The sequence below is a fragment of the Flavobacterium sp. CECT 9288 genome, assembly GCF_918731615.1.
Lineage (GTDB): Bacteria > Bacteroidota > Bacteroidia > Flavobacteriales > Flavobacteriaceae > Flavobacterium.
The window spans coordinates 899,693-924,940 of sequence record NZ_OU957226.1 but is presented as its reverse complement, the minus strand read 5'-3'; the positions used below and the strand labels follow the sequence as shown (position 1 = coordinate 924,940).

The 25,248-nt window shown below is 34.2% G+C and carries 20 protein-coding genes; 13 read left to right on the top strand and 7 right to left on the bottom strand.

Annotation, left to right across the window (positions count from 1 at the left end; genetic code table 11):
- Position 1: 1 nt before the first annotated feature.
- The 3 genes from LQ189_RS04185 (at position 2) to LQ189_RS04175 (ending at position 4,904) form a co-directional block, all read left to right on the top strand.
- Positions 2-1,864: an ABC-F family ATP-binding cassette domain-containing protein gene (locus LQ189_RS04185; protein ID WP_086455173.1), complete on the top strand. Its 1,863-nt coding sequence runs from the start codon at positions 2-4 to the stop codon at positions 1,862-1,864.
- A gap of 331 nt (positions 1,865-2,195) precedes the next feature.
- Positions 2,196-2,903, top strand: a complete 708-nt coding sequence (locus LQ189_RS04180; RefSeq protein ID WP_230154473.1) for a DUF6090 family protein — start codon at positions 2,196-2,198, stop codon at positions 2,901-2,903.
- Positions 2,904-3,266: 363 nt separating this feature from the next.
- Complete coding sequence (locus tag LQ189_RS04175; protein WP_230154471.1) at positions 3,267-4,904, top strand: carboxypeptidase-like regulatory domain-containing protein; 1,638 nt, start codon at positions 3,267-3,269, stop codon at positions 4,902-4,904.
- A 131-nt stretch (positions 4,905-5,035) separates the two neighbouring features.
- On the opposite strand, the gene LQ189_RS04170 is transcribed toward LQ189_RS04175, so the two are convergent.
- Together LQ189_RS04170 and LQ189_RS04165 are read right to left on the bottom strand one after the other, a co-directional pair.
- A complete protein-coding gene (locus LQ189_RS04170) occupies positions 5,036-7,639 on the bottom strand; it encodes a T9SS type A sorting domain-containing protein (RefSeq protein WP_230154470.1) in 2,604 nt (867 codons plus the stop codon).
- Positions 7,640-7,781: 142 nt separating this feature from the next.
- Positions 7,782-9,332 carry an SDR family NAD(P)-dependent oxidoreductase gene (locus LQ189_RS04165; RefSeq protein ID WP_230154469.1) on the bottom strand — a complete coding sequence of 517 codons (1,551 nt, stop codon included), beginning with the start codon at positions 9,330-9,332 and terminating at the stop codon, positions 7,782-7,784.
- Positions 9,333-9,602: 270 nt separating this feature from the next.
- Between LQ189_RS04165 and LQ189_RS04160 the strand changes: the two genes are divergently transcribed.
- The gene (locus LQ189_RS04160) at positions 9,603-10,382 is read left to right on the top strand and encodes a class I SAM-dependent methyltransferase (RefSeq protein ID WP_230154468.1); all 780 of its coding nucleotides are present in this window, start codon (positions 9,603-9,605) and stop codon (positions 10,380-10,382) included.
- A 54-nt stretch (positions 10,383-10,436) separates the two neighbouring features.
- On the opposite strand, the gene LQ189_RS04155 is transcribed toward LQ189_RS04160, so the two are convergent.
- On the bottom strand, positions 10,437-11,108 hold the full coding sequence (locus LQ189_RS04155) for a DUF6565 domain-containing protein (RefSeq protein ID WP_230154467.1): 672 nt from the start codon (positions 11,106-11,108) through the stop codon (positions 10,437-10,439).
- 375 nt (positions 11,109-11,483) lie between these two features.
- Between LQ189_RS04155 and LQ189_RS04150 the strand changes: the two genes are divergently transcribed.
- The 8 genes from LQ189_RS04150 to LQ189_RS04115 all read left to right on the top strand — a co-directional run bounded on the left by LQ189_RS04150 (position 11,484) and on the right by LQ189_RS04115 (position 21,010).
- Complete coding sequence (locus LQ189_RS04150) at positions 11,484-12,170, top strand: ABC transporter ATP-binding protein (protein ID WP_230154466.1); 687 nt, start codon at positions 11,484-11,486, stop codon at positions 12,168-12,170.
- A 210-nt stretch (positions 12,171-12,380) separates the two neighbouring features.
- Positions 12,381-13,238, top strand: coding sequence for a RimK family alpha-L-glutamate ligase (locus LQ189_RS04145; RefSeq protein ID WP_230154465.1), 858 nt, complete (start codon positions 12,381-12,383; stop codon positions 13,236-13,238).
- 33 nt (positions 13,239-13,271) lie between these two features.
- A complete protein-coding gene (locus tag LQ189_RS04140; protein WP_086454012.1) occupies positions 13,272-13,841 on the top strand; it encodes a cob(I)yrinic acid a,c-diamide adenosyltransferase in 570 nt (189 codons plus the stop codon).
- Positions 13,842-14,002: 161 nt separating this feature from the next.
- Positions 14,003-14,224: a DUF2795 domain-containing protein gene (locus LQ189_RS04135; RefSeq protein WP_007138072.1), complete on the top strand. Its 222-nt coding sequence runs from the start codon at positions 14,003-14,005 to the stop codon at positions 14,222-14,224.
- An 85-nt stretch (positions 14,225-14,309) separates the two neighbouring features.
- Entirely contained in the window at positions 14,310-17,651 is a 3,342-nt protein-coding gene (gene secA, locus LQ189_RS04130; RefSeq protein WP_230154463.1) for a preprotein translocase subunit SecA, read from the top strand.
- Positions 17,652-18,180: 529 nt separating this feature from the next.
- Positions 18,181-19,110 (top strand): hypothetical protein, encoded by a 930-nt coding sequence (locus tag LQ189_RS04125; protein ID WP_230154461.1) that lies wholly within the window; start codon positions 18,181-18,183, stop codon positions 19,108-19,110.
- Positions 19,111-19,293: 183 nt separating this feature from the next.
- Complete coding sequence (locus LQ189_RS04120; protein WP_230154459.1) at positions 19,294-20,025, top strand: DUF6794 domain-containing protein; 732 nt, start codon at positions 19,294-19,296, stop codon at positions 20,023-20,025.
- A 181-nt stretch (positions 20,026-20,206) separates the two neighbouring features.
- Positions 20,207-21,010 (top strand): hypothetical protein, encoded by an 804-nt coding sequence (locus LQ189_RS04115; protein WP_230154458.1) that lies wholly within the window; start codon positions 20,207-20,209, stop codon positions 21,008-21,010.
- Positions 21,011-21,108: 98 nt separating this feature from the next.
- Here the strand turns inward: LQ189_RS04115 and LQ189_RS04110 are convergent, their stop codons facing one another.
- From LQ189_RS04110 to LQ189_RS04100, 3 genes are read right to left on the bottom strand one after another with little or no spacing between them, the layout of a single operon-like run.
- Complete coding sequence (locus LQ189_RS04110) at positions 21,109-21,363, bottom strand: transposase (RefSeq protein WP_230154457.1); 255 nt, start codon at positions 21,361-21,363, stop codon at positions 21,109-21,111.
- Between the two features lie 15 nt (positions 21,364-21,378).
- Positions 21,379-21,918 (bottom strand): transposase, encoded by a 540-nt coding sequence (locus LQ189_RS04105; RefSeq protein ID WP_230154442.1) that lies wholly within the window; start codon positions 21,916-21,918, stop codon positions 21,379-21,381.
- A gap of 3 nt (positions 21,919-21,921) precedes the next feature.
- A complete protein-coding gene (locus LQ189_RS04100; protein ID WP_230154456.1) occupies positions 21,922-22,809 on the bottom strand; it encodes a transposase in 888 nt (295 codons plus the stop codon).
- A gap of 276 nt (positions 22,810-23,085) precedes the next feature.
- Here LQ189_RS04100 and LQ189_RS04095 point away from each other — a divergent pair, with 276 nt between their 5' ends.
- On the top strand, positions 23,086-23,505 hold the full coding sequence (locus tag LQ189_RS04095) for a protease inhibitor I42 family protein (protein ID WP_230154455.1): 420 nt from the start codon (positions 23,086-23,088) through the stop codon (positions 23,503-23,505).
- A 140-nt stretch (positions 23,506-23,645) separates the two neighbouring features.
- Here the strand turns inward: LQ189_RS04095 and LQ189_RS04090 are convergent, their stop codons facing one another.
- The gene (locus tag LQ189_RS04090; RefSeq protein WP_230154454.1) at positions 23,646-25,241 is read right to left on the bottom strand and encodes an IS1182 family transposase; all 1,596 of its coding nucleotides are present in this window, start codon (positions 25,239-25,241) and stop codon (positions 23,646-23,648) included.
- Positions 25,242-25,248 lie beyond the last annotated feature (7 nt).

Below are 25,248 nucleotides of genomic sequence, written 5' to 3'. Positions count from 1 at the left end.
TGTGAATTACCTTTCAGTAGAAAACATATCGAAATCATTTGGAGAAAGAACCTTGTTTAAAGACATTTCTTTCGGAATAAACAAAGACCAAAAAATAGCTTTCATTGCCAAAAACGGTTCTGGAAAAACCACGATCATGAGCATTATCAATGGTCTTGAAGAAGCAGATTCTGGCCAAGTTGTGCTTAGAAAAGGGATTAAAATGGCGTTTTTGTCCCAAAACAATAATTTACAAGACGAATTGACTATTGAAGAAAGCATTTTTGCCTCTGATAATGAAACGCTAAAAGTCATTGAAGCCTACGAAAAAGCATTGGAAAACCCCGAAGACGAAGAGGCGTACCAAAAAGCTTTTGATGGTATGGATCAGCATAATGCGTGGGATTTTGAAACACAATACAAGCAAATTTTGTTTAAATTGAAATTAGAAAATTTCAAGCTTAAAGTAAAAAACCTTTCGGGTGGACAAAAAAAACGTCTATCACTAGCCATCATTTTGATCAATCGTCCTGATTTGTTAATTCTTGATGAACCTACGAATCACTTGGATTTAGAAATGATTGAATGGCTCGAAAGTTACTTTGCCAAAGAAAATATTACCCTATTCATGGTGACGCACGACCGTTTTTTCTTAGAGCGTGTGTGTAATGAAATTATAGAACTAGACAACGGAAAATTATACCAATACAAAGGAAATTACTCGTATTATTTAGAGAAAAAAGAGGAACGAATTGCCTCAGAAAATTCTAGTGTTGATAAAGCACAGAATCTTTTTGTTAAAGAATTAGAATGGATGCGCCGTCAGCCAAAAGCGAGAACGACCAAATCAAAATCGCGTCAGGATGATTTTTATGAAATCAAAGAAAAAGCACAAAGCAGACGCCGTGAAAACAAAGTAGAGCTTGAAATTAACATGGAACGCATGGGAAGCAAGATTATTGAGCTTCACAAAATTTCTAAAAAATTCAAGGACCATGTAATCATGGATAACTTTAGTTTTGATTTTCAACGTGGTGAACGCATTGGAATCATTGGTAAAAACGGAACAGGAAAATCGACTTTCTTGAATTTATTGACTGGTACTTTACCACTTGATGGCGGAAAAGTAGTGGTGGGTGAAACCATAAAAGTAGGCTACTATACGCAAAGCGGAATCAACCCAAAACCAGGACAGCGCGTTATAGATGTCATTAAGGAATACGGGGAATTTATCCCTTTGATGAAAGGAAAATTGATTTCGGCATCACAATTATTAGAACGCTTTTTATTTGATGCCAAAAAACAATACGACTTTGTAGACCGATTGAGCGGTGGTGAGTTGAAACGTTTGTATCTGTGTACCGTTTTGATTCAGAATCCGAACTTTTTGATTCTGGATGAACCAACGAATGATTTGGACATTGTAACACTTAATGTATTAGAGAGTTTTTTACTAGATTATCCAGGTTGTCTTTTAGTGGTTTCTCACGATAGATACTTTATGGACAAAATTGTGGATCACTTATTCATTTTTAGAGGGAACGGTGTTGTGGAAGATTTTCCAGGAAACTACTCTGATTTTAGAGCCTATGAAGACAGTGCTGATGTTGCTCAAAAAGAGGAAAACAAAGCCGAAAAGAAAGACTGGAAACAAAACAATCCAACTGGAAATTTGACTTTTAATGAGCAAAAAGAATTCCAGAAAATAGAACGAGAAATAAAAGATTTAGAGATTCAAAAAGTAGCTATTGAGCAACTTTTTTCGGATGGGAAAATTACGGATGCTGATATTGAGAAAAAAGGAAATGAATTGCAAAACCTCATCCAAAAGATGGAACTTAAAGAAGAACGTTGGTTTGAATTAAGCGCCAAAATGGAAGGTTAAAATTAGTATTCAGTTGCAGTTTGCAGCTTCGAAAATTATTACTATTCAGGATTAAATCCACAACAAAATTTTGATTTTGTTGTGGATTTTTTTTTGCATAAAACTATTTTTTGACTTGAGAAAAATTACATTGAATTAAAAGACCGATTGGTGTTTTGTAGTTTATTTTATATATTTTTGAGAAATTTAATTTTTGATTTTTGTCAGACTTATACGTATTGATAATGGAAGATTGAATTGATCTCATGAAATCAATATACAAGTTGCAAAAACAGTTTAAAAAAATGAACGAATAGACAAATTAAAGGAACAATATTTTAACCAAAACTATATGCAAGAAGAAGTAAAAAAACACACCAAAAAAATTTACAAAACCATGACAAATAAAGAACACACTTTGGGAGAGAAATCAAAAGAAATCATAATGGAAATTTTCATAATTGTTTTTGCTGTAACACTTTCAATATGGTTACACAGTTGGAGTGAACACAGACATCAACAAGAAGAAGTAGCCGTGTTTCTTGGTAATTTAAAGAATGATATTAAGAATGACATAAAAAATATCGACATTGAAAAGAAAGGATACCAAAATTCAAACAAAGGCTATGAAAAAATTTTAGCACTAACTACTCTCCAACTTGACAGTATTTATAAGTCTAAAAATGTGGTTGATTTTCCAATTTATTCACATGGACAAATAATGAGTATTGGTAATTATGAAGGTTTTAAGTCAAGTGGCAAAATAGGCTACATTGAAGACGAAAAATTAAAACAGAAAATCTTAAATTATTACCAAATATATCTACCGGCAGTTAACGAAGTTAATAAAATTTATAATGATTTTCTGTTTAAGTGTTTTGACAAAATGATAGAAAATGCAGATAAGCCTGAAGAAAAAATGTATGCAGACCCAAAATTTAAAAAGACAATAGAATTTCTTGTCAAACTAGGTAAGAATAACATAAGGGTTTATGACCAAAACACAAAACCAGAGGCATATGAGCTTATTAAAGAAATTGACAATGAACTTCAAAAATAATAACGGCACATAACCGCCGTATGGCAATATGGCGGGTGTAAAATTAATATGAAGTTGGCTTTGCCTTTAGGATAATTTTTTTTGGATGTTTGCTATCGATTGGGTGGCAAAACCCAATGTTGCGGCTAAAAAAATCATCTCATACACGCATAACGCTACATTGCATTAGTTGCCCAAAAAACAAGTAACCGCCCTTCGGAAATGAAATAGTTCTTCCTTATACTACGCAAATATCCAACTTTTCGCTCACAAACATACTCACAAAGAAAAACTCAACAAACCCCACCCCAAGTTCATAATCGTAACTTGGGATGGGGTTTTTCGTATGGATACATTAACAGAAAATTAGCACAATTATACTACTTGAGTATTGAAATAACGTATACATTTGACAATCAATTTCAATCATCAAACTGTAAATCAACTCAAATGAACGTAAAATCTGCAAACGCAACCATCAAAAAAAAATCTAAATTCATACCATACCTGCTCTTGTTGAGTACGATTATGTTTTTTCAATATTCTTGGTCACAAAATATTTCAGTAAAAATAATTGATGCCACTACTAAAGAGCCCATACCTTACGCCACCATCAATATTGATAAAAAAGAACATTTGATCTCAAATGCCGAAGGTTTTTTTAACTTATCTGAAACTGCAATTCAAGACGAAAATACACTAACCATTACCTATCTAGGCTACAAAAATCTTGAAGTTAAAGTAAGTCAATTATCAAAACTAGATTACATAATAGCCATGACTCCTACTATTTTTGAATTAGATGATGTACAAGTAAATGGTGAAAAACCAAATCCTTATTCAATCATGGCTACCGTTAAAGCAAATCTTTCTTTGAATTACAGCAATACCGATAATCCCATCAAAGACATGCTATTTGTGCGAAAATCAACAGCGACCAATCCTCAGGAAATTGTAGTTGATGTAAATAAGTCTACAGGTTTTTCAAAACAAGCGCTCAAACAAGTAAATAGTGATATACAAAACTTCACAAATACCTTAGTTAAATCACCTCCAAAAGAGTACACAGACATGTTGTGTAATTTATTTACTCATACTATTAAAAAAGACAGTAAGTCATTTGTATCACATAAAATGAACGTTCTCAAAGCAACGGTTCTCAAAAATGAAGGAAGTGCAACCTCATCAGAAGAGTTGAAACAAATAGGCATAAAAACAATGCTAAAACACTTAGATTCTACTAAGTATTACCGCATTAAAAGTGGACTTTTTGGTTCCCAAGACACCATTTCATTGCGGAAAGATTTCAATAAAAAGAAAACAAAAAATAAAAAAACAGATCAAAGTACGCTGCTTACAACCACAAAATACAATTTAACACAATTCATCCAGAACAATAATTTAGGGAAATCTTCTGAGCATGATTTTATCAATAACCCAGAACTGTACCGTTACAAGTTTGAAGGAACTACTTTTACAGAGGATAACGATTATGCATTTGTACTTTCATTTTCACCAAAAAAAGGCAATGCAAAATTTACAGGTAAACTCTACATTAATGAGTCTGACTATGCCGTTCTTAGAGCTGAATACCAACTTGATGAGGGAGAGAAACTTAACAATGTTAATTTAAAATGGCTTTTAGGCATTAAAGTAGCTCAGAATACTAAAAAAGGAATTTTAATGTTTCGCAAAAAATCTGAAAACAAGAATTACTACTTGCATTATGCCTCTGAAGAAAATGGCAATTATTTTTATGTAAACCGACCTTTGAAATTTATTGAAATCACAAAAGAGGACAAAGACATTCTATCATTAGACATAAAATTTGAAGGCAACTCTTTAACTAAAACTGAATTTTTAAATCTATCACATTCCCTTGTAACAGATGCTGATGTTGCAAAAGTTGTTGAGAATGAATTCAACATTGTAGCCTTAAAATCATACGACCCTAAAATATGGAAAGGCTACCATGCAATTGAACCAGTAGCTGAATTAAAGCGATTTAGAGTAAACGATTAATTTAATAATGCAACTTTATGTTTTTATGCTCTAACAGTAAATAATTTTAAAAATAAAATGGCTGTACAACAATACAGCCATTTTACTAACTAACTAAAAAAAAAAAACTAACTAAAAACTATTTAACAAAATCACTTAACAATTATTTTTACAACTTCATAGGATGAAGTAGAGCTGATTATTTTACTAAAATAAATACCTGAAGTCAACATTGATTTTGAAATCTGAACTTCATTATTTCCTACTTGAGTATCGTGGTAAATGGTGGAAACTAACTTTCCATTTATATTATAAATTTCTATTGCAACTCTTTCTGCATCCGTTGCTGTAAAACGCAGTTTCGAATTATCATCTATTGGGTTTGGCGATATCGACACTTTGTTTCCTTGTGATGCCAAATCAAATTCTGCTGTGTCTAATGTGAGATTCTTAGAAAATTGAATGGTTTGTAAATCCATCTCTTTTACTGTTGGTTTCCCATCAAGAGTAGTCATTTTAAACACTATTGTTTTTATGTCATTCAAAACTAATGGATTTCCTGTACTAGAAACAAATGCTGTAAACGGTATGGCAAAATCCTGTAAATCTCCAGTAAGAGTAATTGTTGCTTTGTACTGTTGTTCCCAGTTTGCAATACTATTTTTTACAAAAACTATTTCTAGGATACCTGTACCTTTACCACGCAAATGCAAACTTTTATATGTTGATAAATCTACTGCTTTAAACCTAGGAGTTAGCGCTCTATAAGCTGAAACATAATCTGTAGTGGTAGCTGTAAGGCTTATATTGCGCTCTACAGGAAAACTTCCAGCATCATACTCTCGTGTATTTACGCCTACAGTATAATTAGTTACGGTCGTTGTACTTGCTGGTGCGTCAATTCCCCAAGGTCCATCAGACAAGAATAAATCATCTGGAGTGGCAACCCCATCCCCTATTCTAAATCCAATGTCAAACAAATTACCCGTTGGCACCACAATATCCGTTACATATTTTTTATTCAAATTAATAGAACTGTTTATTTTTTGCTCAATACTGGTTTCTGTTTTTCTCAAACCTCCATCAAAAGTTACGGCGCTTGTAGCATTTGTATTGATAACTTGTAACTCCAAGTTTCCGTTGCTATATCTTCCTTTTTTGACGAATACTGTTGGTGGCTCTGATAAGGTATAACCAATAATTGGTTTTTGTTTTTGAATTAAATTAACAACTTCTTGCCCTATTTTAAACAAATCATCGATTGAATTTGTCCAAATTTGAAAATTATAAAAGCCAATATTCTTTTCATATTTATCAAGATTCCAATGGCTTTCTAGCGCATAATTCGCATCTGTATTTACTTTCTTAGCAGAGAAACTCAATACATACTCAATACTATTATCTGCATTTTTTATAATCGTTTTGATAAAAGGCTGCTCGTTAATTTCTATAGTTGATACTGAAAGAATTTGTGCTCCTAACAATCTATCGCAAATAAACTTAGTATGTTCATACACGCCATTATTTGTTTTCAAGGCGAGAATAGAGGCAATTGTTTTATTATTTTTAATGTAATCTACTGAGTATACTTCGGATGCATTGGTAATAGAAAGTAAATCTGTAGGAGTAGACTCTACTACTGATTGCTCATTAATAACACCAAATGGAATAAAATCTTTGAGTACTGTACCCGATGCCTTTCTAGAAAATAAACTTGGTTTTGTAACTTTTCTTGCTGTGGCAACATCAAACTTGTACGCTGTTTTTACTCTATTAAAATTTCGTTTGTTAATTTGTTCTGCCAATCTATTGTTACTCTCTAATCCACCTTCATTAGCTCCAGAAATTGAAGCATTATAAACAGGACAACTAGCATATCCTGAACAAGATGGATCATCGCAATCAATCAAATTATCGCCATCATCATCAATCCCGTTATCGCAAATTTCTTGCGGTACTGGAGCAGTTGGGCATCGTGCTCCATCATTACTTGAACTTGATGGACCAAAGGCAAATAAATTAGAATTCATCCCAATTACACCATCTAAATCTTTAACATCACGGATCACATAAACGGTCCCTGTTTGATTAGCAGACACATAAAAACTTCCTGCTAAATCAAAATATACAGCTCCATAGGTATAATTATTACCTAACATTGCCGGTACAACTCCTAAATTTGTAACTACTCCATTTAATGGATTAACACGATACAATATATTAGTAGCTTGTTCCACAGTATATAAATTACCGTCAACAGCATTGAAAGCCCAATCGTGAACATTGATGCCTTGTGATAATTCAAAAGAACCTAAATACTGCAAATAAGATTGTGAGGCTGGATCCAAATCAATTTTGTAATAGGTACTCCCACCAGATTTAAAAAAATAAATACCATCTGGACTCACATCACCTACAAATCTACTCGCATCAGGTAATGCGCTAATGGTGTAAATGGTGGTGTTAAAATTTTTACCAATCCTAACTATAGATTTAGAAGGAGAGGTTAAATAGCCCCAAATATATCCATCCTTAGCATTATAACCTGCTCCATTTATACTTCCAGTTGTAATATTTTGTGCTACCGAAATAGAATTTCCCGAAGCCAAATCAATAGCAAACACATCATTATTTTGAATCAAATACGCATTGAAATCACAATTAAAGGGTATATCTTGTGCACTTGATGTAGTGGTTAAAAGTAGCAAAAAAAACAAAAATGCTCTTGGTCCTTGACAATGTAGAATTTTAATCATATCTATTTCCTTTTAAATAATCAACATTGTAAAATTAATTCAATGATCTACAAGAAAATAAATATTTAGATATAGGATGGAGTAACTATCGATGAATGGTCTATTTCTATAGACCATTCAAAAAAAATACGTAAACCACTATCTACCAAGGAATAGGATTGTAATCTTTTAAAAACTTACCGCACCAATGTTTACCGGTATTGATGCCGTCAAATAGCGGATCCATAACTCTTGCAGCGCCATCTACAATATCTAAAGGAGGTTGGAAATCTTGCTCTTCCTGTTTTCTTTTGGCCAATTCAGCGGGATCTTCATCGGTAACCCAACCGGTATCAACTGCATTCATAAAAATTCCGTCTTTTGCCAAAGTTCCAGAGGAAGTGTGCGTCAGCATATTCAAAGCGGCTTTTGCCATGTTCGTATGCGGATGTCGGTCTTCCTTGAAAAAGCGGTGGAATTTCCCTTCCATAGCCGATACATTAATGATGTGTTTTTTACCCGTATTGTCTTTCTTCATGACTTCCGAAAGGCGATTACACAATACAAATGGTGCTACGGAATTCACCAACTGCACTTCGATCATTTCAGTAGTTTCTATTTGTCCCAATCGCAAGCGCCAGCTATTGGTTTTTCGCAAATCTACTTGCTGTAAATCGGCATCGAGTTCTCCTTCCGGAAAAACTTCTTGTGCTACCAAGGCATTGTCAAACGAATACGGAATCTGCGATAATTTGGCGGATGCCCGCAACCCAATTCCAGGTTCTGGTCCGTGCCAAGTTACAGGCATATTCTCATTAGATGAAAAACCAGTAGTCAACACTTTTAATTCATCCAAACAATTAATATGATCCAGCAATAACTCCTGTGCGTGTTGCGGTAAAGTGTCTATGGAACGCTCCTCGTTTTCCATTAAATGCGTATAGAATCCAGCAGGACGTCTCACGGTTTGGGCTGCATTATTAATTAAAATATCCAAACGCTCGTACTTTTGCTCTATAAAATTACAAAAAATCTCCACACTCGGAATATGTCGTAAATCCAATCCATGAATTTTCAACCGATGTCCCCACTCCATAAAATCGTCTTCCTTAGAAAAACGCAAAGCCGAATCAACTGGGAAACGAGTGGTAGCAATAACGGTTGCGCCTCCTCGTAAAAGCATCAACGTAATGTGATAGCCTATTTTTAAGCGAGAACCAGTAATTACAGCAACTTGCCCCTTTACATCGGCGGTTTGGAAACGTTTAGCATAATTAAAATCACCACAATCCGTACACATGGTATCATAAAAATGGTGCATTTTAGTAAACTCCGTTTTACATACGTAACAATTTCTTGGCGTTTCCAGTTCTAATTGTTCTTTGTTTACGAGATCATTGTACGCCAATAATTTGGGCGCCATAAACACACTGGCCTCTCGTGCATGTCGGATTCCGGTCTCTTTCCTTGCGATTCTATCTTGCTTTTCTTTTTTACGTTTGGCTACTAATTTTCCATCTTTTTTTCTTCGAGATAGTTCGTCACGATCCGGTCTGGAAAACATTCCAGCCGCTTTGATTAAAGCCGTTCGTTGCTCTTTTGGGATATCAAATATTTGGTCGGTATCAGTATTCAGTTGTGCTAAAATAGCGATACATCGGTCAATTTCTTCTGAGCTTATAGCCGTTTTATGTTCTATTTGTTCCATCATCATCGTAAAAAAGGGATATTATTCTTGTGCAAATTTCAAGGGCGCAAATATAGCCTTTTTAAAGTCGGAACGTCTCAAGATAAAACAGTCGAAAATCCAAGTGCCAAGATGGTAGTTTTGCATTTTGGGTTTCGGCTTTAATCTTACTATCTTCGCACCTACGATGTTCTTTCACAAAGACGCACGAAGCACCCCAAAGCGACACAAAATTTCAGAAAAACTGCGTCCTTTTGTGTTTTATCTTTGAGAATCAATGTGTAAAAAAAAAGTACTATGCTGTTTCAACTCCAATCATATTTAAAATTTCTTTGGCACTCCAAAAATGAGCATGCAGTACATTCTCCGTTTGTATTTAGTTTATTGACGAAATGTTTTTATGATAAAAAATCAAAATCCGAATATGCAATTTTAAGAAAATACAGAAACACGCTTTTAGCAAATAGTAATTCGATTGAAGTAACTGATTTTGGTGCAGGATCCAAAGTTTTCAAATCGAATACAAGAGTCGTTGCAAAGATTGCGAGAACAGCAGGAATTTCTTCAAAACGAGCCGAATTATTATTCCGAATTACCCATTATTTTCAACCTGAAACTATTTTAGAAATTGGAACTTCATTAGGATTAGCGACTTCGGCAATTGCTATGGCAAATCTAAAATCAAAAATCATAACGCTCGAAGGTTGTTCAAGTACAATGGCAATTGCAAAAAGTCAATTTCAGGTATTCCATTTTGATAATGTAAATCCAATTGTAACAGAATTTAGTAATTATTTAAGTGACTTTCGACTTCAAACTTTAAACTTTAAACTCATTTATTTCGATGGCAATCACTCTAAGAAAGCAACTTTAGATTATTTTGAAGCCTTACTTCCAACTATAACAAATGATACACTTTGGATATTCGATGATATTCATTGGTCGCCAGAAATGGAAGAGGCTTGGCAAATCATAAAAAACCATCCAAAAGTAACGGTAACAATTGATACTTTTCAATGGGGATTGGTTTTTTTTAGAAGAGAACAACCCAAACAACATTTTATAATTAGAACCTAAAAAAAAATGACAGCCAATACTGACTGTCATTTTCAACATTGAATTAATTATTCCTTACTCTTTAGCACTCTTCATTTCACTTGTTTTTGCTCCCATACGGTTTAACGTATACATAGGTGCAAATTTTAATTTTAAACCTGCAATTTTATTATTATCTGCACTGGTAAGACCTTCTTTTTCAACAGTGTTTTTACGGCTATCAAGTGCTTCATACATCAATTTTACTTCATCCCAATCCTCACGAGAGTAGGCATCTTTATTGCTTTCAACAGTATCCACAAATTGTTGGTACACATTCAATATATTGTTTTTATTAACCCATACAAAACTCATGTCATCACCTACTTTTCCTTCGCCAAAAAGTGCATTACGCATTTGTTGTTTTTGATTTACTGGCATTGCAGCAAGTGCTTCGGCTCTCATTTTTTCAAGATTCGCTCTCATCGTTTCATACTTAACTCTACTTGCCTCAATTCGCGCTTTAGCTTCAGCGTCATCAGCCATGTCTGCTAGAGCTGCTTCGGCTTCGGCACTTTTTAATTTAAACTCAGATTCTATTTCCATCCAGTTGTCCTTAGTGTCCTCTGCAGCTACATTGCTCAAAGAGTCTACATACATTACATAATTGTCTACTTTACCTTTAGCTTGCTCTGTTTTTTCATCTTTACAAGCTGTAAATCCTATTGCAATTACAGCAAGTCCTAATACTAGTTTTGTATTTTTCATTTTTTTATGTTTTAGTGGTTAATACGTGACAAATGTATAGGCAAACATTTCATTTTCAATTTAAAACAAAAAATTATGCAACTAATTACTATAATTGTGCAAAACCGACTAAAATAATGAGAATGCTTTACAAACAGTAATTATAGAGATTGTCTTGCAAAGTTTTAGCTGAGGATTTCATGTCATTGTATAAGGTACTGATTCCCGCATTTAGACATCCTAGTTTATAAAAACGAAAACCAAAACAAATTACTACATCAATTCGTGTAACAAATAAAAAAAACTGCTACTTATTACTCAAATAAAACTTTTATACCTTTATATCTCAACTTAACAGCATCTTTCAGGTAACGAAAGAATAAAATTTAATAAAGAATGGCAAACCCACTAATTCAGATCACCGATATTAAGCGAAATTTTGTTCTAGGAAATGAAATTGTATATGTACTTAAAGGAATTAATTTACAAATCAATAAAGGAGAATATGTTGCATTAATGGGACCTTCAGGATCAGGTAAATCTACTTTAATGAATTTATTAGGCTGTCTTGACACTCCTACATCTGGAAATTATATTCTTAACGGAAAAGATGTGAGCCAAATGCGTGATGATGAACTAGCCGAAATTAGAAATAAAGAAATAGGTTTTGTGTTTCAAACCTTTAACCTATTACCAAGAACGACTGCCTTAGACAATGTAGCCTTGCCTATGATTTATGCTGGTTTTTCAAAATCAGAAAGAAATAAGCGTGCCACCGAAGTACTAGAACAAGTAAACCTTTCTGACAGAATGGACCACCAACCCAATCAACTCTCTGGAGGTCAAAGACAGCGTGTGGCCATTGCAAGAGCATTGGTAAACAAACCTTCTATTATTCTTGCTGATGAGCCTACAGGAAACTTAGATAGTAAAACCTCTGTAGAAATCATGAAGCTTTTTGGCGATATTCACGCACAAGGAAACACCGTAATATTAGTAACGCACGAAGAGGAAATTGCTGCTTATGCACACCGTGTCATTCGTTTACGTGACGGCCTCATAGAAAGTGATATTTCAAAGTAATCAGTATTCTGTTGTAGTTTACAGTTTTATTCAATAAAAAGTAGGTCCTTACCAAACAATGATCCAGTATTATTTTGACAGTATTTTTTAGAAAAAAACTTAAATTCAATTACAGTAAAACGAATTAGAAATTCCCCTACGAGTGCTAATCTAGAGTAGAAAAATATAATTTCAATTTCTTTTTAATGCACCGTATAAACTTTCCCATACATGAAAATCGCTTTACTTACCTGCGAAAAACTTCCTGATTTAAATCTGGAGGACCAAAAACTAATTCCAGCACTGGCACAATATAACATTCAGGCAGTTGCTGCAGTTTGGGACGATGCTAGCATCAATTGGTCTCAATTTGACTGCTTGGTATTTAGAAATACTTGGGACTATTTTGAAAAAGAACAAGCGTTTATACTTTGGCTTGACCAGATTAAAAAATTAGGCGTTAAAACACTAAACACCATTGATACGGTAAAAAATAACATCCATAAATTTTATTTAAAAGAGCTAGAGCAAAAGGGAATTCCCATCATTAAAACTATATTTATTGACAAAACCCAACAGCTGGATCTTGCAAAACTTATCCCAAATCACTGGAATATAGCAGTCATAAAACCCGCTTTTTCGGCAGGATCTTATCTCACCGAAGTGTTTGACCGAACACAAATTCAAGCTATAAACAATCAATATCAATCTATAGCTGCAGATAAAGAATTACTCCTTCAGGAATTCATGCCAGAGATTCAAACATTGGGTGAAACATCATTCATTTTTTTTGACAAGAAATTCTCTCATGCAGTGAATAAAAAACCCGTTTCTGGTGATTTTAGAGTACAATCACTCTACGGAGGAAAGTATACGCTGGTAGAACCATCAGCAGAACTCATACAAAAAGCACAAAAAGTAGTTAACACTTTTCAAGAAGATTTACTATATGCCCGTGTAGATGGAATTGTCATTGAAGAGGAACTTTATTTAATGGAAATAGAATGCATAGAACCTGATTTATATTTTAACTTAAGTGCTAATTCATTAGACCAATTTGTTGCAGCATTAATAAAATTAATAGCTTAAATTTGTTTTTTTTATAAAACTAAGATATCATTAATGAAAGTATATACAAAAACTGGCGATAAAGGTACTACAGCCCTTTTTGGCGGTACACGAGTAGCCAAAGATCATGCTCGTATAGAAAGTTACGGAACTGTTGACGAATTGAACTCTCACATAGGTCTTATTCGGGACCAAGACATGAATGCCCATTACAAAGATATTTTAATTGAAATTCAAGACCGTCTTTTTACGGTAGGTGCCATTCTTGCAACGCCGCCAGAAAAAGAAGTTAAGAAAAACGGTGAATTACGTTTGCAAAACTTAGGCATTATTGAAACGGATATAGAATTATTAGAAAATGAAATAGATGCTATGGAAGAAGCACTCCCACCAATGACACATTTTGTATTGCCTGGTGGTCATACCACTGTGTCATATTGTCATATCGCACGCTGTGTATGCCGGAGAGCAGAGCGCCTAGCCGTACATTTAAGTCATGACGAACCTGTAGTTGAAATCGCAATTAAGTACTTAAACCGACTTTCTGACTACCTTTTTGTGTTGGCACGAAAGTTGTCCTACGACTTAAAAGCGGATGAAGTTCAATGGATTCCTAGAAAGTAATATTCAGTTTACAGTCGCAATTTTTTCATAAAAACTTCAAACTTTAAACCTGAAACTTTAAACTAAAAAAAACGTTCTTAACTTTAACTAAAAATAAATCGTTTTTTACTTGTATTTTTCAGTAAAAAATTTATTTTTGCACAAAACTAAATCGACAACAGATGTATTGGACATTAGAATTAGCATCGTATTTAAGTGATGCACCATGGCCTGCTAACAAAGACGAACTTATTGACTACGCTATTAGAGCTGGAGCTCCATTAGAAGTAGTAGAAAACCTTCAATCTATTGAGGATGAAGGCGAAATATATGAATCAATGGAAGAAATATGGCCAGATTATCCCACAGACGAAGATTATCTTTGGAATGAGGATGAATATTAAAAAGCAAACCAATTAAAAAGTCTCAAAAGAGGCTTTTTTTTGGTTTAAATTTACAGAAATACACAATTAGAAATATAAAAATATCATGAGTTTCATAAACAGCATAATCAAGGTTTTTGTGGGCGACAAGTCTCAAAAAGACGTCAAAGCACTACAACCCTATCTCACTAAAATTAAAACATTCGAGGAACCCCTTAAAGCTTTATCACATGATGAGTTAAGAGGTAGAACTGTTTTTTTTAAAGAAAAAATCAAACAAGATCGCGCAGACAAAGACGCTAAAATTGCTGCTCTAAAGGTAGAAGTAGAAAACATTGTAGATATTGACAAGAGAGAGGATATTTACGTGGCTATTGACACCCTTGAAAAAGAAGCTTACGAAATTTCAGAAAAAACATTAATGCAAATCCTTCCTGAGGCTTTTGCAGTGGTAAAAGAAACAGCTAGACGTTTTAAAGACAACACCCAAATTGAGGTAACTGCTACCCCAAAAGACCGTGAACTATCTGCCACAAAAACATACATAACGCTAGACGGAGACAAAGCTATCTGGGCTAATTCCTGGAGCGCTGCAGGTAAAGAAATCACCTGGGACATGATTCACTATGACGTGCAACTAATAGGTGGAATGGTATTGCACGAAGGTAAAGTTGCCGAAATGCAAACCGGTGAAGGAAAAACATTAGTAGCTACATTGCCTCTTTACTTAAATGCCTTGACTGGAAACGGAGTTCACCTTGTAACGGTGAATGATTATCTTGCAAAAAGAGATAGTACTTGGAAAGCACCATTGTTTGAATTTCACGGTATGACGGTGGAATGTATTGACAATTACCAGCCAAGCTCTGAAGGTCGTAAAAAAGCCTACGATGCAGATATCACGTATGGTACCAATAATGAATTTGGTTTTGATTATTTAAGAGACAACATGGCTCATTCTCCAGATGACCTTGTACAAAGAAAACACAATTACGCTATTGTAGATGAGGTCGACTCCGTATTGATTGATGATGCTAGAACACCTTTGATTATCTCTGGACCAGTTCCACAAGGAGATCGTCACGAGTTCAATGAATTAAAACCAAAAATTGAAAACCTAGTAAGTCTTCAACGTCAATTAGCAAACGGATTCTTATCTGAAGCTAAAAAACTAATCAAAGAAGGAAACACTAAAGATGGTGGATTTCAATTGCTAAGAGCTTACAGAAGTTTACCTAAGAATAAAGCATTGATTAAATTTTTGAGTGAAGAAGGTATCAAACAACTGCTTCAAAAAACCGAAAATCAATACATGCAAGACAACAAAAGAGAAATGCACAAAATTGATGAGGCATTGTATTTTGTTATCGAAGAAAAAAACAATCAGGTAGAATTAACAGATAATGGAATCCAGTACCTCTCTGGAGATACAGATGCTGACTTTTTTATCCTACCAGACATTGGAACTGAAATTGCCAATATCGAAAAGAAAAAATTAGAGAAAGACCTTGAAGCCGAAGAGAAAGAAAAATTATTTCAAGACTTCGGGATCAAAAGTGAGCGTATCCATACATTAACACAGCTTTTAAAAGCCTACGCTTTATTCGAAAAAGATGTAGAGTATGTAATCATGGACAACAAAATCATGATTGTAGACGAGCAAACAGGTCGTATCATGGACGGTCGCCGTTATTCTGACGGATTGCACCAAGCCATCGAAGCCAAAGAAAATGTAAAAATCGAAGCAGCTACACAAACTTTTGCAACGGTTACTTTGCAAAATTATTTCAGAATGTACAACAAGCTAGGTGGAATGACTGGAACTGCAGTTACAGAAGCGGGTGAGTTATGGCAAATATACAAGCTTGATGTAGTAGAAATCCCTACTAACAGAGGCATTTCTAGAAAAGACAAAGAAGATTTCATCTACAAAACAACTCGTGAAAAATTCAACGCTGTTATTGAAGATGTAACCGAATTGTCTAAAGCCGGTAGACCAGTACTTATTGGAACAACATCGGTTGAAATTTCAGAATTACTAAGCCGAATGTTGAAAATGCGTGGCGTAGCACACAATGTCTTGAATGCAAAAATGCACAAACAAGAAGCACAAATTGTGGAGGAAGCTGGAAAACCAGGCGTAGTAACCATTGCTACAAACATGGCTGGTCGTGGTACCGATATTAAATTATCTCCAGAGGTAAAAGCTGCTGGCGGACTTGCCATTGTAGGTACAGAGCGTCATGACTCGCGTCGTGTAGACCGTCAATTACGTGGTCGTGCAGGACGTCAAGGTGATCCAGGAAGCTCTCAGTTTTATGTTTCGCTTGAGGACAACTTAATGCGTTTGTTTGGTTCTGAACGTGTAGCCAAAGTAATGGACCGCATGGGATTACAAGAAGGCGAAGTGATTCAGCACTCTATGATGACCAAATCTATAGAACGCGCTCAAAAGAAAGTAGAAGAAAACAACTTTGGAGTACGTAAGCGTTTGTTAGAATATGATGATGTAATGAATGCACAGCGTGAAGTAGTCTACAAGCGTCGTCGTCACGCCTTGTTTGGCGAACGCTTAAAGCTTGATATTGCAAACATGCTTTATGACACCTGCGAATTAATTATTGATCAAAATAAAGCAATAAATGATTTCAAGAACTTTGAGTTCGAATTAATACGCTATTTCTCGATCACATCACCAGTAACCGAAAGTGAGTTCGCTAAAATGAACCCAATGGATCTTACCGGAAAAGTCTACAAAGCAACATTAGATTATTATACCGAAAAAACAGCACGTAGTGCCCGTGAAGCGTTCCCGATCATCAAAAGCGTTTATGAAGATCAAAACAACCAGTTTGAGCGCATCGTAGTTCCATTTACGGATGGAATTAAATCTTTGAACGTTGTTACCGACTTAAAAATGGCTTACGAGTCTCAAGGCGCACAACTAGTTGCTGATTTTGAGAAAAACATTACACTAGCCATTGTAGACGAAGCTTGGAAAAAACACTTGCGCAAAATGGACGAACTAAAACAATCTGTTCAACTAGCCGTACACGAGCAAAAAGATCCGTTGCTAATTTACAAACTAGAGGCCTTTAACTTGTTTAGAGCCATGATTGATAATGTAAACAAAGAAGTAATTTCATTCTTGTTCAAAGGAGATTTGCCAGCACAAGAAAACCAACGCATTCAAGAAGCCATTGATGTAACTCCCGTTGAGGATTACACCACTTCAAAAGATGAAATTGTAAGCAGCGAAAGTGCAAATCAAGAAGCCATGCAAACACAGCAACGTCAAGTTACAGAGACCATCACTCGCGACATGCCAAAAATCAATCGCAATGACAACGTAACCATTCAAAACGTGGCCAACGGTCAAACACAAGAAATGAAATACAAAAAAGCCGAAAGCTTAATCGCCTCAGGACAATGGGTATTAGTGAACTAAAACCTTTTATTTAAAGATTCATAAAACTCCGCTGCGCAAGTAGTGGAGTTTTTTTATACACATTTTTTTTCGGGAGCTATTCCCGCCATACGCTGCAAGCTATTTGGTTTCAAACCCTTTTTCTAGGCACTTTCAGGAGCTTCCTGCGGTCGCTCTGCCAGCGCTATAAAAAGTGGTTTTCAACCCGCATAGGCTTTACGCTGCTGTCAGGGCTATACTTACATTACCCATAACTGAAGAGACAATATACAAAGACGAAGCTCCTTAAAACAAGTACAGAAATTCCTAATTTATAAAAAAATATTACTTCACGATTCCTGATTAAAAAGCAGATACATAAGAAAAGTACACAACAAAATAAAAATCCGTTTGATGATTTATAAGAGAAATTTATTATATTTGAAATTAAATAAAACCTGACTCTTGTCAGACAAAGCCAACCAATAGAGGTGTGATATGTCTGATTTTGTCAGACCTATATACAAGTTGGTGGCAATAATCCAGAAAATCGTAACTAAAAAGAAAAAATATGTTTTCATTTTTTAATAAGAAAAACATCAAGACAGAAATACCAAATTGGGCTTCGTTTTTTGTAAATTCTGAATATTCTACATTCATATATGAAATTGAAAATTATTTTAGAAAGCTAAATATTGAAATTGAAATTTCCGATGGAACTATACTTGTAACTGAAAACGAATTAGGATTTAGTAATTTAGGATTAAGCAATGTTGCGCAAAATTGCAAACAAGACAAACCAAAAAATTATAAGGATATAATTAAGGATCACTTCAGTTTATTGATAGAAGCAAACAAATTTGAAATAGAATTTGAAAAAATTGCGGATAACTTTGAGGAAGTTAAAAAATATATCGGAGTAAGATTATACAACGATGAATATATTGATTATGTTGGAAAAGAGTTCGCAATTGGAAAAGAGTTTGAAGGAGATATTTATTCTATGCTTGTATTTGATTTTCCGCACAGCATAGCAAATATAAAACCAGAACAAATAAAAAAATGGGAGAAATCTATTGATGAACTTTTTGAAATTGGATTGCAGAATATTAAAGACAAATATCCACTAACAATAACAAAAGAAAATTTTAATGTTTTTGACATTTGGTTTGCAAATTCCGACCATTTCTTTACGCCAAATATAGTTTATGATTTAGAAAATCGAAAAGAACTAACCGGAAGTAAAGGTTTGTTAATTGGAATTCCGCACAGACATTCAGCAATAATATATCCAATTGAAAATTTAGAAGTTGTAAAAGCAATAAATGGAATTTTTCCTGCAATTTATAATATGAATGTAGAAGGTCCTGGTTCACTTAGCAATAAAGTTTTTTGGTATAATGACAGAGTTTTTACTGAAATTCCATATAAAATGGAAGATGGAAAATTGCAATTATTTCCACCAGATAATTTTCTGAAATTATTAAACGAACTAACTTGATAAATAAAATTACTGCCACCAACACACGCTACAAGCAATTTGGGGATTTGGCTTAATGGAAAAATTGGTTTTGTATTTGGAAGATTTGGCAAATCCGAATAATGGGCTTAATTTAGTCCCAAACTGCTTGTAGCGCGGGGACGTTGGCAGTAATTTTATGACCGAAAAACCGAAAACAAAAATATGACTATTAGATCTTTATCAATCTTATTTATCACACTATCTTTATTCTCTTGTAATGCACAAGAAGATATACCAAAAGAACTAAAATTCTCATTTGAATATCTTAATAAAAATTGGGATTCTAAAGAAATTGAGATTTTTAAGAATATCACAGAAAAGGACACAACAACACCGAGAAATTATCATTTTGGAATCGGAATGTATTTACGAAATAACTTATTGAGACATAATAAAAAATCAGAAGAAATAACTAAATTTTTCAACTCACTTGGAATTCATCATTTTGATGATATGTCATCAATTATTTTGACTTCTTATCATAGATATCTGAATGGTGAAAATATAGAATTGCAATCTCAAGTAAATAAATATTTGGAATATTGGAAACCTATAATTGACTGTGAAAAAAATCAGAAAATAAAAGCAGTTGAAATTTATAATAAATTTAAGATTGGAGACACTCTAAGCATAAAAATGCCCGTTAGTGAAAATAACAGTGTCATTGATTATCCATGCGACAATCGAAATTTAGAATGGAAATTCGATGAATCAAAAGACTTGTTCATAACAGGAATAATTATCGACAAATACAAAATTAATAGTGAGTCAAATGTTTTTTTTAAAGTCAAGGTTATAACTAAAAATCATTCGGAAACTGAAATTATGATGGAAAAAGTAAATATTGGAGACGAATTTGATTTTAACCTTTCAACTGCTTGGAAAATTGAATAAAAAAACTACTGCCAACAGGCGTTTGGCAAGATTGCGAATTTTGTAGTAAATTCACGTTTATTTTTCGCAAGAAATTTTATCTTTGATAGAAAATAATCGGTTCCGAACTTCGCAACCTCGCCAAGCGCCGGAACGTTAGCGATAATTTTAAAGAACATTCGATTTCAAATCAAGTTATAAAATGAAAGAAAAAATAGTAGATTCTTTAAAAATCGCACAGCCAATAAAAGTTAAAATTATTGAAGAAAGTGACAAAATTGATTGGAATATTTGGTTTCTTTTTATTGCAGTACTGTCTCTAATTTCCGCTGTTCTAATTCCTTTTGCCCAAAAAAAATATGAAGAAAGCAAAAGTAAATATGCGTTTCACCTTTACGTGAAAAAGAAAATAGGAATTGTTTTTAATTTACTTACTTACGACCGTTTTTCATACAAACAACCTAAAAATGCTGATGATTTAGATGATTTAAGCTTAACTTTTGACAAAGTAGTTTACCGATTCGAAGAGGATTATCACAAGCATAAGAATACAATCCATCCCCTATTCGCATTTGGTATTTTATTGAATTTTCAAAACCTTCTTTTTACTACTAAGAGAATTCAATATGCTTTAAAAGCAATTGATTTGAAAAATCTTGACGAAAAATCTTTAGAATTTGGAGACAAACTTTCAAAAAAAGAGCATACAAAACTTACTGCTGTATTTTTATTATTGGAACATTATTACACAATTACAACTTTTCACGATAAATTTGATTCTCTACAGTCAGTTAAAAGAGAAATTAAGGATAAACAATGGATTGGCTTAAAGGTCGAACATTCCGTATTGAAAAATCAAAATTTAATTCTTGAGGATTTGGCATTTATCAGAGAAAATGAGATTAGTTTGGAAGAAATTCTGAAAATAAATAAGTTACTAATTCAAGAACTAAAATCATATTTCAATTTTGAAAAATTGGAAAAGAAAAAGCGTAAAAACAATTAACAGAAAAAACTATCGCTAACACACGTAGCTGTTGCGCAACTCTCTAAAAAAAGTAAAATTTCAAGATAAGGATAAAAAACAACCTCGTTTAAGGATATTTAAGCGAGGTTTATTTTTAGTTTTAGGTTGTAGTTTGTAAACATAAAATGCCTTAAAAAGTCGGTTTTCAAGTCTATGAAAGCTGTTTTTAAAGAAGTTGGTACTTTTGCTTGTATTTCACTTACAACTCCGGCTTTTGTTTTTGTTTTTTTGGTGATAAACTTCAAGTATTTCTTAAGATTATAGGTCAATGCTGCCATCAAAACGTGTTTGTTGGCTTGCTTGATTCCTCTTGTGTTTACGCGATTACTCACAAGTTTTTATTGATTTTAAATGGTGTTCGTGAATGCTTCGCATTTCATATTGGTAAAATTGACCAATGTTCCTATGACTGGTTCTACGGTTTTACTTCTCACTCGCACCATTTGCTTGGCATAGCGTGCGTTTTGAGTTAGTTTTTGGTGCATGCGATCGTAGTGTTCTTTGTGGATGCTGTGATCTATCTTTTTATACTTAGTGCTTTTTCCGCAGCATTGCTCTCGTAGTGGACAGTTTTTGCAATCGCGCTCACTACTTCGATAACTGTATTTGGTGTAGCTTTTGCTATCGTTCTTTTCGCCTTTAAATAGTAAAATGGCTTTGTTGGAACCTTCTTTGATGCATTCGTATTGGTTCAATTCTTTATTGAAAATAAAACCTTCTCGCTCGGGTTTGTACTGTCCGAAGTTTGGAATATAGGCATCGATGTTTTTTTGGTGCAAATACTTTAACGCTTCTCCACTACTGTAGCCTCCATCGGCTAAAAGTTCTTCTAATTCAATGCCGTTTTCATTTAGGTTTTCCTCTGTTAATTCTACTATTTTTTGCACACATTATCTCATTATAATTTTATTTTCATAGGTATTCGATGAATCTCCTTCGTCGATTTGACTATCGCGTTTGTCTGCAAAATCAGAACAGGCGCCTGTTATTACATGATGCGCATCGTCTACAGCTATTTGTCCAAAATAGTTTAACTGTCTTGCTTTTCCTGGTTTTACACTTACCCTAGCATCTAAATCTGTGGGAGAATAATGCGTATGATTCGATACAAATCTCGGACGTATTGAATTGCCGTGTTCATCTACTTTATCAATGTTGAAGTTGGGATTGGGTTGGCTCTTGTAAGCTTCTTTTTTCCAATTATGGTGCTGTTCTACTAGTTTCTTTCTGGTGCTGGTAGTTTTAAATTCGCTGTTTTCTTCTAATTCATCTACAAAGGCACTGGCATCTTCCAATACTTCTTTCTCTACCAAACTATCCATAGAGGCATTGGCTTTGATAAAAACGCTGTCTACGGCTTGACGCTTGCCGCGAATCATACCTTTGGAAACACATAGCTTTAAAACGGCTTTAAACAAACTTAAAAACACTTCTTCACCATACAACCCACGCGTGCGACTAATGGTGCTGTGCCAAGGTAAAGCCTCATCAATGTCATATCGAATAAAAAGGCGAACATCTAAACAATTTGAGCAATACTCGATGAGTTTCCTGTCCGAATTTAAGTTGTTTAAATAGCCAACCAAACAGATTTTGAAAAACACAACAGGATCAATACTCTCCTGTCCTTCGTCTCCATAATACTTTGCAGTAGATTTATATAAAAAATGAAAATCGATAGCTGTATCAAGCAATCGATAAAAATTATGCTCAGGAATCAGGTCCTGTAAATGAACTTGATAGAGCATTTTTGGCGTGAGTTCTTTTCTTCCTTGCATAGTTAAAAATATAATTTCTTTTACTTTTTTGCAAGTTTTTTTTGATATATTTGTTCGAGTTGTGCAACAAGCACACACGCTACAAGCAATTTGGGTATTAGGCTTAATTTGAAGTTGGTTTTGTATTTGGCAAATTTGGCAAATCCGAAAAATGGGCTTAATTTAGTCCCAAACTACGTGTAGCGCGAGAACGTTGGTGGCAAGTTGAACCAAAATTGCGCAGAAAAGCCAAATTTTGCTGAATCCTAAAAAAGTAAATAAAACAGAGTTCTAATTATGAAAAAAATATTGGTTTTAGGTGCATTTGTTATTCTCGTTTTATCAGTACTTTACTATCGTGAATTTGAAAATTATTACGAAAGCGGAGAAAATGATTCTTTTGAAATTAAAGTTGGTCAAGAATTTCATATTCGACTTTATGAAAATGGTTCGACAGGCTATTCAAATTGTTGGCTAAATGAAAAGGACAATACATTATTAAAAAAAGTAAAAGAACAATACTCTAAAAGTTTAAATGCCCGATTAGGATATGTTGGTTCGGGCGCTTTAATTGAAATGACATTTAAAGGATTAAAAGTCGGTGTAGACACAATAAAAATTGCAAATTGTTCATTTAGAGATGGACAAGAATGCGCAGATTACAACACTGAAAATACAAAAGCTGAAAACGAATTCATAATTAAAATAACTAACTGAAAACAGAAACTTGAAAAGTTTACAGTAAAAACATAATTCCGCCTAAATAACCTGCCTGTAACACACGTAGCTGTTGCGCAACTCTCTTAAAAAAGTAAAATTTCAAAATAAGCATAAAAAACAACCTCGTTTAAGGATTTTTAAGCGAGGTTTATTTTTGGTTTTAGGTTGTAGTTTGTAAAAATAAAATGCCTTAAAAAGTCGGTTTTCAAGTCTATGAAAGCTATTTTTAGAGAAGTTGGTACTTTTGCTTGTATTTCACTTACAACTCCGGCTTTTGTTTTTGTTTTTTTGGTGATAAACTTCAAGTATTTCTTAAGATTATAGGTTAATGCTGCCATTAAAACGTGTTTGTTGGCTTGCTTGATTCCTCGTGTGTTTAGGCGCTTCATATTGGTAAAATTGACCAACGTTCCTATTACTGGTTCTACGGTTTTACTTCTCACTCGCACCATTTGCTTGGCATAGCGTGCGTTTTGAGTTAGTTTTTGGTGCATGCGATCGTAGTGTTCTTTGTGGATGCTGTGATCTATCTTTTTATACTTAGTGCTTTTTCCGCAGCATTGCTCTCGTAGTGGACAGTTTTTGCAATCGCGCTCACTACTTCGATAACTGTATTTGGTGTAGCTTTTGCTATCGTTCTTTTCGCCTTTAAATAGTAAAATGGCTTTGTTGGAACCTTCTTTGATGCATTCGTATTGGTTCAGCTCTTTGTTGAAAATAAAACCTTCTCGCTCGGGTTTGTACTGTCCGAAGTTGGGAATATAGGCATCGATGTTTTTTTGGTGCAAATATTTTAACGCTTCTCCACTACTGTAGCCTCCATCGGCTAAAAGTTCTTCTAATTCAATGCCGTTTTCATTTAGGTTTTCCTCTGTTAATTCTACTATTTTTTCCACACACTGACTATCGCGTTTGTCTGCAAAATCAGAACAGGCGCCTGTTATTACATGATGCGCATCGTCTACAGCTATTTGTCCAAAATAGTTTAACTGTCTTGCTTTTCCTGGTTTTACACTTACCCTAGCATCTAAATCTGTGGGAGAATAATGGGTGTGATTCGATACAAATCTCGGACGTATTGAATTGCCGTGTTCATCTACTTTATCAATGTTGAAGTTGGGATTGGGTTGGCTCTTATAAGCTTCTTTTTTCCAATTGTGGTGTTGTTCTACTAATTTCTTTCTGGTGCTGGTAGTTTTAAATTCGCTGTTTTCTTCTAATTCATCTACAAAGGCACTGGCATCTTCCAATACTTCTTTCTCTACCAAACTATCCATAGAGGCATTGGCTTTGATAAAAACGCTGTCTACGGCTTGACGCTTGCCGCGAATCATACCTTTGGAAACACATAGTTTTAAAACGGCTTTAAACAAACTTAAAAACACTTCTTCACCATACAACTGACGCGTGCGACTAATGGTGCTGTGCCAAGGTAAAGCCTCATCAATGTCATACCGAATAAAAAGGCGAACATCTAAACAATTTGAGCAATATTCGATGAGTTTCCTGTCCGAATTTATGTTGTTTAAATAGCCAACCAAACAGATTTTGAAAAACACAACGGGATCAATGCTCTCCTGTCCTTCGTCTCCATAATACTTTGCAGTAGCTTTATATAAAAAATGAAAATCAATAGCTGTATCAAGCAATCGATAAAAATTATGCTCAGGAATCAGGTCCTGTAAATGAACTTGATAGAGCATTTTTGGCGTGAGTTCTTTTCTTCCTTGCATAGTTAAA